This is a genomic window from Mucilaginibacter sp. NFX135 (genome assembly GCF_048565145.1).
In the GTDB taxonomy this organism is placed as follows: Bacteria; Bacteroidota; Bacteroidia; order Sphingobacteriales; family Sphingobacteriaceae; genus Mucilaginibacter.
Window position 1 is genome coordinate 2,924,582 of the sequence record NZ_CP183412.1, and the last position, 14,371, is coordinate 2,938,952.

A 14,371-nucleotide genomic window follows, 5' to 3' on the forward strand; every position below is an offset into this window, starting at 1 on the left:
ATAGTTTTAATATGTTTATTATCAACAGCAAAAAGAAGCTGATGTTGCCGTTCCTGTTCATGCTCACAGTCTATCTTCCAACATCACTCGCGCAATCGAAAAGGGAGTTTTTAACAAAGCCACTTATTAAAAATATATATACCGCCGACCCATCGGCGCATGTATTTAATGGCAAAATTTACATCTATCCGTCGCATGATATAGACGCGGGTATTCCTGAGAATGATAACGGCGACCATTTCGCTATGCGCGATTATCATATCCTTTCGATGGACAAAGTAGGAGGAAAGGTTACGGATCATGGAGTAGCGCTTGATATTAAAGATATACCATGGGCAGGCAGGCAACTATGGGCACCTGATGCAGCTTATAAAAATGGCGTTTACTATTTGTACTTTCCGGTGAAGGACAAGAATGATATTTTTCGTATTGGTGTTGCTACGTCTAAAAATCCATCGGGGCCTTTTAAAGCAGAGCCTGCTCCCATACCTGGGAGTTTCAGTATAGACCCTGCCGTGTTTACAGACACAGATGGTAAAACCTATATGTACTTTGGGGGTATTTGGGGAGGGCAACTACAACGGTGGGCAACGGGTAAGTATGAAATGAATGGATCGAAAACGGATTTACAGCAAGACAATGCACCAGCGCTGAGTTGTAAGGTGGTGCTGCTAAAACCCAATATGAAGGAATTTGCCGGAAAAGTAAAAGATATAGTGATAGTAGATAAGGCTGGAAAGCCGTTACTGGGGAAAGATCATGACCGCCGCTTTTTTGAAGGCTCCTGGATGCATAAGTACCAGGGCAAATACTACTTTACATACTCAACCGGCGACACTCATTTCCTGTGCTATGCCATTGGTAATAACCCGTTAGGACCGTTTACTTACAAAGGTGTATTCATGAAACCAGTACAAGGATGGACAACGCACCATTCAATCGTTGCATTTAAAGGCAAATGGTACATTTTTTATCACGATACAGAACTGTCTGGAAAAACGCATTTGCGCAATATTAAAATGACCAAACTCCATCATAACAAAGATGGCGGTATACAGTTAATTGATACATTTAAATAATTGAAATGGTGTATACGCGCATTTATATCATTAGAAAGCAGCATGTTTTTTGAATGAAAAGCATCAATGCTGCGCAACATTTGCCTCCCGTTCCTCAGGTTAAACCCACTATCATCATTCCTCAGATTGAACTTAAAAATGTCGCCAGCCTGGATGATCATAAATTTAAAGGTTTGTAAAACTCCTCACCGGGGTTAAAATGAGGTCTGCACATACAGAATGCAGACCTCATTGAATTTAAATCGTTATAATTTGATCCGGCTATTGACAAATAAACTCATCGCCTGATCAAGACAACGTTTATAGCAATCGTTTGTAATTAAATGATAGGCTGCCAAAATAGTACCCGCTGGTGTTGCCGGGTATATAATCAACGGTATTTAATTGCAGCACATATAATACAGTTGCTTGATGAATGCTTGATCCTTTAAACAGTACAACATAGCGATCTTTTACAGGAATAAGTCCGTATTGCTTGCTGTCGGTATAGGTGTACCAATTCTTTGTACTGTTTTCCTTACCTTTTGCTGTTGTATCAACAAGCTGTAATGAAGTTGCGAGTATATCCTTTAAAGTAATGGTACTTAATGAGCTACCGGTTATATCTACATAACCTAAAGTATAACCATTGCCAGCGTGGATTTCCTTACACAAAGTACCATCAAAGCTAAGGAGCACCGAATCACCGGCCGCTTTGTTGCTGGCCAGATCGTAATTTACCTTTCCCCCGTTGCTACCAACTATACCTGCAACAGAATCTGGAGTGGTAAAGGTAGCTTTGGTTACGGCATTGAGCGTTAAAGCGGATGTTTTTGCATTGGCAGTAGCCGGACTTTCCGTAATCTGTTTTTTACAGCCCATGAAAGAAATCAATGCGATAAACACGCACAGGACGGGCAGGAATTTATTTGTCTTCATTTTAAGATATTTTAGAATAATAATTTGAGGAATTATGACAGTTGATTAATGCTTTATTTAAACTGATCTGCCGAGATCAATAAAAGTAACTTGTATTTCTGAAGCCTTGTTTGTTAAGATAATCATTGATCAGGTTTACTGGCTCATCAGTAGTAATCCAGCGTACGCCGATGTCAACTAAAAACTGCCAACTGCCCCGGTTATCCTGGGTGTCGACTTTGCTTGGGTCTTTAGCAGATCTAAAGTAAAGACTTGCCAGTGTATAACAACAAGTTCCATTAGCGTAGTAAAAATTATTACCCCCTGCATCTGGTATAGCATTAAAACAGGCGATAGTTTTATGATCTCCCCATGCCTGGTTCATCACATCCTGATGAATGCCATTACGTTGTTTGATATCAATTTCGGCTGCTATAAAATAGGGTTTGCCTCTGAACGACTTATACTGCCCCAAACAGTCAATCTTATCAATCATATTAGTGGTATAAACAGGTACAAATCTAAAGTCATTATATCTGCTTCCGCTTAATCCCAAGCTTTTTTCCAGATCACCCGGTCCATTATAAACAGTGGCGTTAATCTTAAAGATAGTCCATTTCGCGGCAGGATTTCCCCAATGATTCTTCCAGCCCCCGCCTTCGTTCATGATGTTCCAGCAGGCCCATGCAGCATTTTTATCCTTAATATCTAATGCCAGTATTATCGCGATTTGATGGTCACGGATATAGGAAAGTACCTGTCTGAACGTAGGTAAATGCTCGTTAGTTAAATTTCCGTTTTTGTCTTTTAAACGGAGGGTTTGTAATGCACCGTTTGGCCAACTGCTCACCAGGTCATTTCTACCCATTCCCAGTTCTGTAGTGCGGCCCAAATTCCAATCATGCATCAGCACCGGCTCACCGTCGCTGCTCATTTTTATATCAATTTCTACCATTTCGATCTTATTGTCAAAAGCCCGCTGAATGGCACGTAAAGAGTTTTCAGGTACGCCATTTTCTCGCCAGTAGCCCCGGTGGGCACATACCGTAACGAGGTCATTTTTCCATCCAGATTTTAATGTATTGATTACTTTATCTGTGTTTAAAAGCTGTGCCTGTAACAGGTTGGAAGCACAGACCAGCAATAGTAATAGACTTAATTTTTTAATGTTTTTCATAATAATGATGAATGTCCTTTTTTCTTTTTTTTTTAGTTTTTTAAGCGATGTTTTTCTTTGACGCAATTGGCATCTGCGAATTGCACATTTTGTGTGTGGGCGATGTTTTTAAGGTGGTTTCATTTTAATAGGGGTTTTATAATTTAATTTGTTGATTAGTCTCGTTTCAAAGGAAATGGATGTCTTTATCGCTTAGACCACAGTAGCCGGCGTGCTCAATCATTAAACCGACTTTATAAGCAATAGCAGGCACAGAAAAGCCTACCATTAGTAAGTTTCATGGAATATCCCGGTAAAAAGTATTTGAATGAGTTAGCTGATTTTTAAGGGTGCAGTTTTCCTGATCTTAAGTAATTAAGCAGATCCCTGGGCCTGTCTGTCTGTATAATATTTGCGCCATGGCTAATCAGCCATCCCCATGTTTCATCTGGTTTATTTTCTTCAACGGCAGTATCGTCATCATGCCCGCCATTTTGCTCAGGCCATAAAGCGTTGAACCAGATCGAGTAGCTTTTCTTTAAAGCGTGAACTTTACCGAGAATGGCATCGGCATCATTACTGAAAATAATCTGTATAATGGTTTTACGGTGGCTTTTGTAGGAGCTAATGATGTTTTCAGCATTCGGATCTTTGGGGTTCACGATTACCTGCAAAGTCAATTCTTCGGGGATGTTTTGATGGTGAGCCTTTACGCTGTCCAATGGCAAACTATAGATATTAAAAATAGACTGATCAAACATCTTAGCCGAGTCCAGTTTTTGGATGATCTCATCATAATATTCATACCCTTTATCAATATCGATAATAATTTTCCCCTTTGAGGCAGCCAGCATTTCATTAAATGTAGGGATGGGATGTACGGTTGGATGCCCGGTACCGCTTTTTAACCGGAACTTCCTGATCTCTGCCAGTGTATAGTCTTCCGGTTTACCTTTTCCGTTAGTACTGCGGTCAATGGTTTTGTCATGCATAATAATCAGCCGCCCATCTTTTGTTTTACCCATATCAAACTCTGCAATATCAACCCCCATTGCTATACAGTTTTTTAATGCCTGAACAGAGTTTTCGGGCGAGCTCCGCCAATCGCACCGGTGTGCGGTAACTAAAACTGATTTTGAATTTTTATTATTCAGTTGCTCAACCGTCCATTGATAATGCTGCTGAATATTATTAATGGTGTTATTGTTTTTTGACTGACAGAAGCCTGTAACAGGGATCAGAAAAAAACAAAAGTTTATAATGTTTTTAATAGGGATCATTTTGAAAATTTAATTAGCAGATGCCTATCAGGCACCTGCTTGGTTAGCAATTTAGTAACCCGGGTTTTGTGTATACCCTGCCAGATCCTTCTCTGTTTGAGGGATGGGATAGTATAACAAATAGGTACGCCCATTCAGTGTAGTCAGCAAATCTGTGCGACCGGTTCTTTTAATGTCATACCACCAATGCCCCTCGCCAAAAAACTCACGACGTGATTCATTCAGGATCATGTCCTGGTATTGTGAAGCCGTTAAGGCAGCAATTGATGCTGCGGTAGGCGCTAACTTATACCGGTTGGTAAGGTAGGATGCAAGTGTAACCGAGCCAGCCGATGCACCCTGTGCTTCTGCTTTGATCAGATACATTTCGGCCAGCCTGGATATGATGATCGGTGTGGCGATAGGGGTGGAAGATACGGCTAATTGCTGCCCTGTTTTACCATTCGGGAATTTGATGATCCGGGTAGGATCTACGGAAAAGACCGCTGCTTTTCTTTTATCTCCCGTTTTGATCAACGGCGCAGATGCATCGCTATACAAATTTTTATAAGTAAGCATGGCGGGCGAATACGGCCAGGTTGCTTTGGTATCATTTACCTGGCTCAAAAATGAATGTGTACTGGCCGTGCTGTTATTGGCCAGGGCAAATATGATCTCTTTACTGGTTGTGCCTGCAGTAAACATAGAAGAATAAGACATGGAGTCTGTAGATAAAGCAAATTTACCACTGCTGTAATTAATCAGAGAATCGGCATAGGTTATGGCATTGGCGTTGTCACCTGTAGCCAGATAAACCCTTGCCATTAATGCTTTTACGGCCTGGTCAGACACGTAAAGGTTATTGCTGAAAGCGCTAACCAATGATCGAGCAGCTATCAGATCGCTTTTTATCTGTGCCCAAACCTGCGCTTCACTTGAACGCTGAACGGCATCAGTTGAGCTTTTTAAAAGGATAGGCACACCACCGTACCTGATCACCAGATCATAATAGATGAGCGCCCTGAAATACAAAGCCTCGCCTTTATAGGATAGTTGTGTTGTGGTAGCGCCAGCGCCTAAATTATTAACATTCTGAATTAAAATATTGGCGGTATTTATGCCTTTATAGCAACCTCGCCAATAGCTGGTTATATCTGCATCAGAAGCATTCATACTTACCGGGTCGACTACATTATAGCCCGGGCCACCCGTCAGGTTTTCGCCCCTTTTATCAAAATCAAACCAAAAATTGAACAGTACATCTTCCATGGTAGCATACAGGCCTGTTCTTAATTGTGGTATATCGTTTACGCCAAGTGAACTCACGGGTATGGCATTTTGTGGCGATAGATCCAGTTGTTTGGAGCAGCTCCATAGGGTTATGCTTAAACAGGATAGTATCATTAATCTTTTTAAGTTTTTCATCATCTTATATTTATACATGATTAAAATTTTAAATTAAATCCGAAAAGGATAGTTCTTAATGCCGATTGTAAGCCAAAATCAACTCCATAGTTAGAATCACCAGGATTGGTAACATATGATTGTTCCGGATCGTAACCATCATACCTGGTAAAGGTGTACAGATTATCGACAGAAGCAAAGATCTTAAGTGCGCTGATATGATATCTTTTTAAAACAGCAGGAGGGATATTATAGCCCAGGGTAACTGTTTTTAAACGCAGGTATGATCCGTTTTCTAAAAAATGCGTTGATGGCTCCTGGTTGTATCCATTGGTATAACCCGTAAATACACCTCCTCTTACTGCTCTGGGCATAAAGTTGCTGGTACCGGGCCCGGTCCAATAATGCGTTGCAGCATAAGCGTCAACATTGTAAAACTGCTCGGTTTTACTGCCATCATTTAAAGTCGCGGTTGAAAAGGCATTTCCTAAAGATTCGATCCCTTCCGGGCTACCTCCTTTATAGGAAGCATATACTTTAGCGCCTACTGAATATTGTGCAAATACACTCAGATCAAAACCTTTATAGCTAACATTGTTGGTAAAACCGCCATAATAATCAGGGGTAGCTTTACCAGCATATTGCCGATCGGCAGCGGTAATATCACCATCGCCATTAATATCATCATATTTAATATCACCGGCCCTTACACCTTTTGCGTATAATTTGGCCGGCACCTCGTTATCCTGTTGGTAGATCCCGGTTTGTTTTAATAAATAAAACGCGCTGATAGGTTCGCCATTGATCAGGGCATGAATACCGGTTCCGCCGCCTAATAAACTGCTTCCCGTAGCAGGGATAATATACTGCTGACTGCCATCATACAAGGAGAGCAGTTTGTTTTTAACAAACGTAATATTGGCGGAGGCATCCCATTTAAACTCCCCTGTGAGTATTTTAGCAGTTAAACTTAACTCTAAACCTTTATTGTTTAATGCCCCGATATTGGCTGCTACAGAAGTAAATCCGGTTGTAGCATAAACGGGTTTATTATACAACAGATTGGTTGTTTTCTGATAAAAATAGTCTGTTGTAAATCCTACACGTCCGTTCCACAACTCGGCATCTATCCCTACATCAAACTGACCGGCTTTTTCCCAGGTAAGGTTTTGGGCATTTTGTGTAATAACCAGGCCACCCTGGTTATTATAGGAATTACCACCCGAAACCAACGATTGATTAGCATAATTACCAATACCCGCCAAGCTTCCGGTAACACCATAGCTCGTTCTTAATTTAAGTTGCGAAAGTGTATTGGCAAGTGGGCTGTTTTTCATAAAAGATTCATTCATTACCTGCCAACCAACAGAAACTGAAGGAAATGTGCCATACCTTTTACTGGAGGAGAACCGGGAAGAGCCATCAGTGCGTAAACTCGCGTTCAGGATATAACGGTTATCATAGTCCAGGGTCAACCTTCCAAAATAGCTTTCCAACGCATATGAATCATAACTAACCGCATCCGGGTAAATATTTGTTCCGGCATTAACTGAATTTAAGTTAGCTGAGGGATATGCGGCGTTAGCATAATTGCTGCTGTACACACCCAATTGATCATTGGTGTATTTTTCATAAGAATGGCCTGCCAGTACATTGTAGTTTAATTTACCTATGCTGTTCTTATAATTAAGTATATTATCCACCACATAGCGGTAGGCAAGGTTTCTATCCTGTAAAATGGCGCCATTGCCTGCTGTAACATTCCTGGCTACCATTTTATCCGTTAACTTTTTATTATTATTAAATAAGGAGCCAAACGCACTTACAGACGGTGTATAGGTTAACCCTTTTATGGGGGTAATATCCAAACTTATCCTTCCTATTCCCTCTGTAGTATTTGTTTTCCAGATCTCTTCGTTAATCAGCATCACCGGATTATGGCGAATGATGCCATTTACCCCGTTTACAGCATAACTGCCATCTGCATTATAGGGGCCATACCAGGGTTGCTCTTCTCTTGCGGTGTATAATACTTTGAGTCCTACGTTACCTTCTTCCAATAAGCGTTGAGCGGTATAGGAGCCGGATAAATTGGTATGCAAAGTAAAGTATTTGCTAATAGTATGATTAAGATTTAAACGATAATTGTACTGATTATAATTACTGTTCTTCAAAATACCCTGCTGACCAAAATACCCAAAAGAGGTAAAAACATTGGTGTTTTTGTTTCCTCCGGAGATATCAATGGCTGCGGAATTGTTAACAGCCGATTCGCGAGAAATTAGTTTTACCCAATTAGTTTCCTGAATTACCGGGGGAACGTATAAGGTAAGGCTGGTACCTTTCTGAATATTATAGTTTTTAACCGCGTCCTGCATCACGGCAGTGTATTGCGCGGCGTTGGCCATGGGGATATCATTATAAATCCTGCCTGTTCCGGTATGAGCCGTTACATTCACTTGCGTTTTACCCTCTTTACCCGATTTGGTGGTGATAATGACCACACCGCTGTTTGCCCTTGAACCATATATGGCTGATGCTGCAGCATCCTTTAATACATCTATGGATTCTACGTCATCCGGGTTTAGGTTAGGCGCAGTTTCAAAAGGCACGCCATCAATAACATATAACGGTGAACTTGCCCCACTAATGGAGCCCGTACCGCGTACCAGCACAATAGGTTTTGCACCAGGGATACCCGATGGGGTTAATACGTTAACACCTGTAACCCTTCCCTGTAAAAATTTAACAGGATCATTGGTTGCTCCCTTATCTACTTTATCAGGTTTTATCGAAGCAATAGATGAGCTTATATCCTGCTTTTTCTGGCTGCCATAACCTACTACCACAACCTGATTAAGCGCGGAAACCCCGGCGAACAGCTTAACATCAATACGCGATTGTGTACCAACAGGAATCTCTTTTATGGTGTAACCAATGTAAGAAAATACAAGCACAGCATCCTCACTGACCACATTGACACTGTACTCACCCCTGGCGTTGGTTATGGTCGATTGGTTGCCTCCTTTAATCGTTACCGTTACACCAACAAGGCTTTCGCCGGTAGTTGCGTCAATAACGGTACCTGTAATAATACCAGACCTTTTTGCTGATGCTGCTTTTTTAGGTTTGATCAGCACATAATTGCCGGAATACTCAATATTAACCGGATAGCCTTTAAGTAAACGCACCAGGGTGTTATTTAGCGACTGATTTTTTACCTCCAGCGATACAAGTTCAGTTAAAGGCAACACGTCTTCACCGTAAACAAATTTACACCGGCTTTTATTTTCAATTTGTGAAAGGGCGTTTTCTAAAGTAACATGTTTAAGTTTTAACGAGATGATCTGATCTGCTATTGATTGCGCCTTTACTGGTTCAGCATAGCTTAAGGTATTCAGTATAACGATGACGACTGTTATCAGCGTACTGTATTTCATGATCTTCCATGTTTTTTTTGGTGCATTTATAGAAAGGCACAAAAGATTATTCATAATTTTGATTTGGTTTTAAGTAAACGCTTAAAGCAATAGAGCTCCCTGTTAAGGTCCCTTGGATCTTAATGATAGTGTTTAGCGACATCTGTATGGGAGAAGGATCAATACCGGAGGTGTTAGTAGCATCTTCGGTATTTTTATTTTTGGTTCTTTATTTTATCATCAATAATTTTTAAGGTCAATAGTTCAGGTTAATTGTTGGTTATCTTATCAGGTACGTTGTACCTTCGCGCTTATACCTGGCATCAACATAGGTGCATAAAACGCTGATCACATTTTCGAGCGATTCATTTTTATCAAAATGCGCGTTCAATATCGACTCAGCTATACGGTTATTCTGAATAATGATATTTGTGTTGTACCTGCGGATCAATGTCCGGGTAATTTCGTTCAGTGTCTGGTCTCTGAAAATTAAGGTGCCGTTTGTCCAGGCTTTCAAAGTCGATGCATTTGTTATAGTGCTTTTTAATAGTTTACCATCTTTAATATAATAATCAGCCGTTTGGTTGGGAATAAGCAACGCAGATGATTTCCCGGCTACAACACCTACTTTACCGCTGGTTACGGCTACCATGATTTTAGGTTCATTGGCATAAGCTTTTACATTGAAACTCGTTCCCAAAACCTGGGTCTTTACTTTACCTGTATATATTAAAAATGGCTTTTCGGGATTGTGCACTACCTCGAAATAGGCTTCGCCTATCAAAGTAACCTCCCTGGTTGTCGTGTTGAATTTACTGGGAAAGCTTATCCGGGTAGCGGCGTTTAAAAATACCCTTGAGCCATCTGGAAGGGTTATCGTTTTGAGCTGGCCGGCAGGGTTGTAAATGCTGGTATATTGCTCGGGTTGTTTACCGCTATATTTATTCCAGCCCCAAATACCAATAGCACTCACTAGTAATAGCATTGCGGCGATTTTCAGGATGCTTTGTAAATGGATATGGTCGCTTTTTTTCTTTTTAGCAAATAAGCTGCTTTTTATCTGGAAACGGATATCTTCTTTTAGTCTGTTTTCCTGCTCATCGCTTTGGAATTGATAATTGGGTTGACCATGGCCCTGCTCATCGATCCATTGGTTCAATATTTCCATTTCTTCCTCGGAACACAAACCTTTTTTATATTTTGTAATGAGTTCAAGAGCTTGTTCTTTATCCATCGTACGCTTGGCTTTATAAATACATTATCAGTTATGAGGCCACATAGTACTATACCCAATTAAAATTTATTTAAAAAAAGTTTGTTTCACGCGGGATGTTAGCCCAATAACGAAGATTAGGAATGGTATTCAAACTGAAAAGACAGACAACTATTTCAGAAGAAAGTAGATCACCGCGATGGTCAAGTAATCGGCGAAGTTTAATTTCAATCGTTTTAACGCGGTCGAAAGCTGGTTTTTAACAGTTTGTTCAGAAATATTAAGTTGTTCGGAAATTTGCAGTGTTGAATGACCGTCAATACGGCTTAGCTTAAAAATTTCCTTCATTTTACAAGGTAAGTTCTGTATAGACGAGTTTAATAAGCTGTTCACTTCATTGATATGAACTCTTTGATCTATGTTGTTTTCTGAAGGATGATCATGTTGATTAACACGCAAGGCATGTAGTTTCCTGACCTCATTGGCGTGGTAAAAATTGATTAACTTAAACCGGAGTATCGAAAAAAGATAGGCAGATAACGAAGAGTTTAATTTTAAACCATCTCTTTTGTTCCACAGTGAAATAAAAACATCCTGCACCATGTCTTTGGCAATATCCTCAGACTGTAATCGATTGTGAGCGTATTGAAAAAGTTGCTTCCAGTAAAGATCATAAATGTAATCGAACGCCCTTTCACCATCCTGCAGTAGTTGTTCAATTAAAAGCTGGTCATCGTGGTAAACAATATTCATAACAATATATAATCGCGCAAAAATAACGACATATTAAAGACTCTGCATTAACTTATCATTAAGTTAAATCATTATCAAGGAAATTTGATTGCCCCCTCAGCAATTTAAAATCATTACCTTGGCGTTAACATTAAGAGATTACGCCATACTGGTTTATCTCGGTAGGCACTTATACCGGGAACATACTGGACATTGCGAGGCATGTCAATGCAACTTGCTTTTTTTAAACTCGCTTGGTGTGCAGTCATATTTTGCTTTAAATACCGTTGCAAAATAGTTCGGGTTGGAAAAGCCAACCATATAGGTAATTTCGGCGATGGTATAGTTTTCATTAATCAGCAGGTATTTAGCTTTTTTTAAACGCCTGTTCAAAATATAATCAGTAATACTACAGCCCATCAACGCTTTAACCTTACGATAAAGTTGCACCCTTGATATACCTATAATTTTACAAATATCATCAACACTCAAATTCTCGTTTGACAGGTTTTGCTCCACAATTCCAGAAAAATCGTTAACGAATTTTTTGTCGAGATTTTTTGAAAGCGGGAGCTTATCTAAACCACTGATATCACTGGAAAAATGCTCTTTTAATATCAACCTGTTTCTAAGCAGATTTTGAATATTCGCTGCCAGGTAAGCCAAATTAAAGGGCTTGACTATATACATATCCGCCATGGACTTCAATCCGTCAATCTGCTGTTCAACACTGGCCTGCGCCGTAAGCAGAATAACGGGGATATGTGAGGTTCGCAAATCTGATTTTAACTTTTCCACTAAAACCTTGCCGGTGAGGCCAGGCATCATTACATCAGCAACGATAAGGTCAGGGACTTTTTCAAAAGCCTCGTTTAAAGCCTCGTTACCGTTGCTTGCCGTATAAATATCATATTGTTCAGAGAGCTTTTCCTTGAGGTAGCATAGCAATTCGGCATTATCTTCCGCCAGCAAAAGCGAGTACTCTTTGGGCGCACTGAGGGCATCGTTTGGGCCATCCGGGTTTATCCGTTCAAGATCCGCCTGATAAATCTTCGACTTTTCACCGAGGTCATCATGACCTAAAGGTATATCTGATTTTTGTTCTTCATTGAATTGGTGAGCTCCCAAAGGTAAAGCGACGGTAAAAGTAGTTCCTTTCCATTTTTGACTGTGGACTTCTATTGTGCCGCCATGGAGCAGCACAATCTCCTGGGAAAGTGAAAGCCCGATACCTGATCCCTGACCTTTATGATGATCAACCTGGTAAAACTGGTCAAATATCTTAAGTTCCTCCTCCGGGGTCAGCCCAACTCCGCTATCCGCTATGTCAACATACACTTGTGATTCGTTTTTCCTGACATGGATGCTGATCTGTCCCTTTTCCGAACTAAACTTGATCGCATTGGATATCAGGTTAAAAAATACCTTGTCGAGCATATTCACATCAAACCATAACTTAATTTCTTTTTCTGCCGGGAAAAATTTAAGATCGATCTGCATTTTACCGGCATGATGTGTAAAGCTTTCGATAATATCCTGTAAAAACTTAACGAGGTTGTGCTCAGAAACCTGTAGTTGCTGCTTATCATATTCTATCCTGCGATAATCAATTAACTGATTAACCAGGCGCAGCAGACGGTAAATATTCTGATGCACCATTTTAAGCTGACGCCCTGCAATGGAGATGATCTTTTCGTTTTGAAAAAGCTCTTCTATCGGCGACAACATGAGCGTTAACGGTGTACGGAACTCGTGTGATATATTGGTGAAAAAATTAAGTTTCGCCTCTGTAGCTGCCTCAGCCTTCACAGACATCTCCATCAGCTGGTTACGTTGTTCCAAAATCTCGGCATTTTTTAATTCCAGGCTTTTATTGATCTTCCGGTTCTCCATCAGGAAGTAGAACGCCAGCCCTCCTAAAATAACCGCCAAAACCAATGTTATAATAATAATGTTGAGTACAACCTGCTGACTGTTATAAACCGCTTCCTGTTCCTCCAACAATAATTTCTGTTTTTCAATATCTTTTTGTTGACTGCTGATCCTGCTCCATTGCATTTTCATTAATTGTACGTTCGAGGAATCAATTACGAGCGACTGGAGGATACGTTCCCTTTCAAACGGTTCCTTGTTAAGGATGTTGAAAGCGGTGGTAATGGCTTCTTTTCCGCCGGTAGGGTAAAGTAAACTGGCGTCCAATATTTTGTCAGAAACCATCTGCAATCCGCCGCCGGGGCCAGGCAAGGCATCAATGCCAATTATTTTTGCATTGTGGGTCGTATGTTGCCGGTTGAATACTTCGCGTGCACCGCTCGCCATGACATCATTATGCGCGAATACCGTATTAAAGCCGGGGAGCTGGTTGTTTATTTTAATTAACTGGTCCTCTGCATTTTTCTTGAGCCAATCTCCATAAATCTTGCTTTTGATCCGGATGTTTTTGTACCTGCGGATACCGTCCTCAAAGCCACGGTCGCGTTCGATAGCGGGCGAGGAACCCGGCAGCCCCATGATTTCTAATAAATTAACCGGGCCTTTCAGGGTGTTGCCGACATAGGTTCCCGCCATAAAACCGAGTTGATAATTATCTGCACCGACATAAGCAGTATATAAAGATGACGAAGTTTTTCGGTCAATAACAATCACCGGGATGCCTTTATTATAAGCCTGTTCTACTACTTTGGTCAGTGGCCGGGCTTCATTTGGTGATATAATGAGCAGATCTATACCGTCATCGACCATTTTTTCTACCTGGGCAATTTGTTTTTTGCTGCTTCCGCCAGCATCTGCATAAATGAAGTCAGCACCGGGATGCAGGGAAAGCTCCATTTTCATCTCTTCCAGCATCGTTCTTCGCCATTGATCGGACCCTACGCATTGGGAAAAACCGATGACATATTGCGATTTTTTGTTAGCCGGCCGGCATCCGAAAATGCAACAAACAAGAATAAGTGAGAATATGGTTTTAAAATAGCTCATAAAAACAAGGCTGCACAACTGGAATATGATCAAAAAATAATCGGCAAGATCTCCGCAATTGGCTGACGGAAGACTTCTTTGATGTAAAAATAACCATAATGGAACGGCATAACAAAACCTTGCTTTGGCCAGGGCACACTTCAGTTGCATAAAAATGTAACCATACAAGAGATAGCTGTAACAAAAACAAAGATTTCTACACCTTAAATTGTGTTTTTTATTATATATTATTG

At 40.6% G+C, this 14,371-nt stretch carries 9 protein-coding genes; 1 reads left to right on the plus strand and 8 read right to left on the minus strand.

All coding sequences use genetic code 11. The features are described from left to right. The first annotated feature begins 11 nt into the window (after positions 1–11). A complete protein-coding gene (locus tag ACNURT_RS12485) occupies positions 12–1,079 on the plus strand; it encodes a glycoside hydrolase family 43 protein (protein WP_419702024.1) in 1,068 nt (355 codons plus the stop codon). Between the two features lie 300 nt (positions 1,080–1,379). On the opposite strand, the gene ACNURT_RS12490 is transcribed toward ACNURT_RS12485, so the two are convergent. The 8 genes from ACNURT_RS12490 to ACNURT_RS12525 all read right to left on the minus strand — a co-directional run bounded on the left by ACNURT_RS12490 (position 1,380) and on the right by ACNURT_RS12525 (position 14,138). Next, positions 1,380–1,997: a hypothetical protein gene (locus tag ACNURT_RS12490; protein ID WP_419702025.1), complete on the minus strand. Its 618-nt coding sequence runs from the start codon at positions 1,995–1,997 to the stop codon at positions 1,380–1,382. A gap of 76 nt (positions 1,998–2,073) precedes the next feature. Further along, a complete protein-coding gene (locus ACNURT_RS12495; RefSeq protein WP_419702026.1) occupies positions 2,074–3,153 on the minus strand; it encodes a glycerophosphodiester phosphodiesterase family protein in 1,080 nt (359 codons plus the stop codon). A 323-nt stretch (positions 3,154–3,476) separates the two neighbouring features. Further along, positions 3,477–4,412, minus strand: a complete 936-nt coding sequence (locus ACNURT_RS12500; RefSeq protein ID WP_419702027.1) for a glycerophosphodiester phosphodiesterase family protein — start codon at positions 4,410–4,412, stop codon at positions 3,477–3,479. Positions 4,413–4,463: 51 nt separating this feature from the next. Next, a complete protein-coding gene (locus tag ACNURT_RS12505; RefSeq protein ID WP_419702028.1) occupies positions 4,464–5,834 on the minus strand; it encodes a RagB/SusD family nutrient uptake outer membrane protein in 1,371 nt (456 codons plus the stop codon). Positions 5,835–5,836: 2 nt separating this feature from the next. Continuing rightward, positions 5,837–9,289: a TonB-dependent receptor gene (locus tag ACNURT_RS12510; RefSeq protein ID WP_419702029.1), complete on the minus strand. Its 3,453-nt coding sequence runs from the start codon at positions 9,287–9,289 to the stop codon at positions 5,837–5,839. 205 nt (positions 9,290–9,494) lie between these two features. Beyond that, positions 9,495–10,448: a FecR family protein gene (locus ACNURT_RS12515; RefSeq protein WP_419702030.1), complete on the minus strand. Its 954-nt coding sequence runs from the start codon at positions 10,446–10,448 to the stop codon at positions 9,495–9,497. Positions 10,449–10,598: 150 nt separating this feature from the next. Then, complete coding sequence (locus tag ACNURT_RS12520; RefSeq protein WP_419702031.1) at positions 10,599–11,180, minus strand: RNA polymerase sigma factor; 582 nt, start codon at positions 11,178–11,180, stop codon at positions 10,599–10,601. Between the two features lie 204 nt (positions 11,181–11,384). Beyond that, complete coding sequence (locus ACNURT_RS12525) at positions 11,385–14,138, minus strand: substrate-binding domain-containing protein (protein WP_419702032.1); 2,754 nt, start codon at positions 14,136–14,138, stop codon at positions 11,385–11,387. Between the last annotated feature and the right edge of the window lie 233 nt (positions 14,139–14,371).

What these genes read in the sequence shown, in the direction of transcription:
- ACNURT_RS12485 (WP_419702024.1), top strand. Translation starts at nt 12, where the DNA reads ATGTTTATTATCAACAGCAAAAAGAAGCTGATGTTGCCGTTCCTGTTC.
- ACNURT_RS12490 (WP_419702025.1), bottom strand. Translation starts at nt 1,997, where the DNA reads ATGAAGACAAATAAATTCCTGCCCGTCCTGTGCGTGTTTATCGCATTG.
- ACNURT_RS12495 (WP_419702026.1), bottom strand. Translation starts at nt 3,153, where the DNA reads ATGAAAAACATTAAAAAATTAAGTCTATTACTATTGCTGGTCTGTGCT.
- ACNURT_RS12500 (WP_419702027.1), bottom strand. Translation starts at nt 4,412, where the DNA reads ATGATCCCTATTAAAAACATTATAAACTTTTGTTTTTTTCTGATCCCT.
- ACNURT_RS12505 (WP_419702028.1), bottom strand. Translation starts at nt 5,834, where the DNA reads ATGTATAAATATAAGATGATGAAAAACTTAAAAAGATTAATGATACTA.
- ACNURT_RS12510 (WP_419702029.1), bottom strand. Translation starts at nt 9,289, where the DNA reads ATGAATAATCTTTTGTGCCTTTCTATAAATGCACCAAAAAAAACATGG.
- ACNURT_RS12515 (WP_419702030.1), bottom strand. Translation starts at nt 10,448, where the DNA reads ATGGATAAAGAACAAGCTCTTGAACTCATTACAAAATATAAAAAAGGT.
- ACNURT_RS12520 (WP_419702031.1), bottom strand. Translation starts at nt 11,180, where the DNA reads ATGAATATTGTTTACCACGATGACCAGCTTTTAATTGAACAACTACTG.
- ACNURT_RS12525 (WP_419702032.1), bottom strand. Translation starts at nt 14,138, where the DNA reads ATGAGCTATTTTAAAACCATATTCTCACTTATTCTTGTTTGTTGCATT.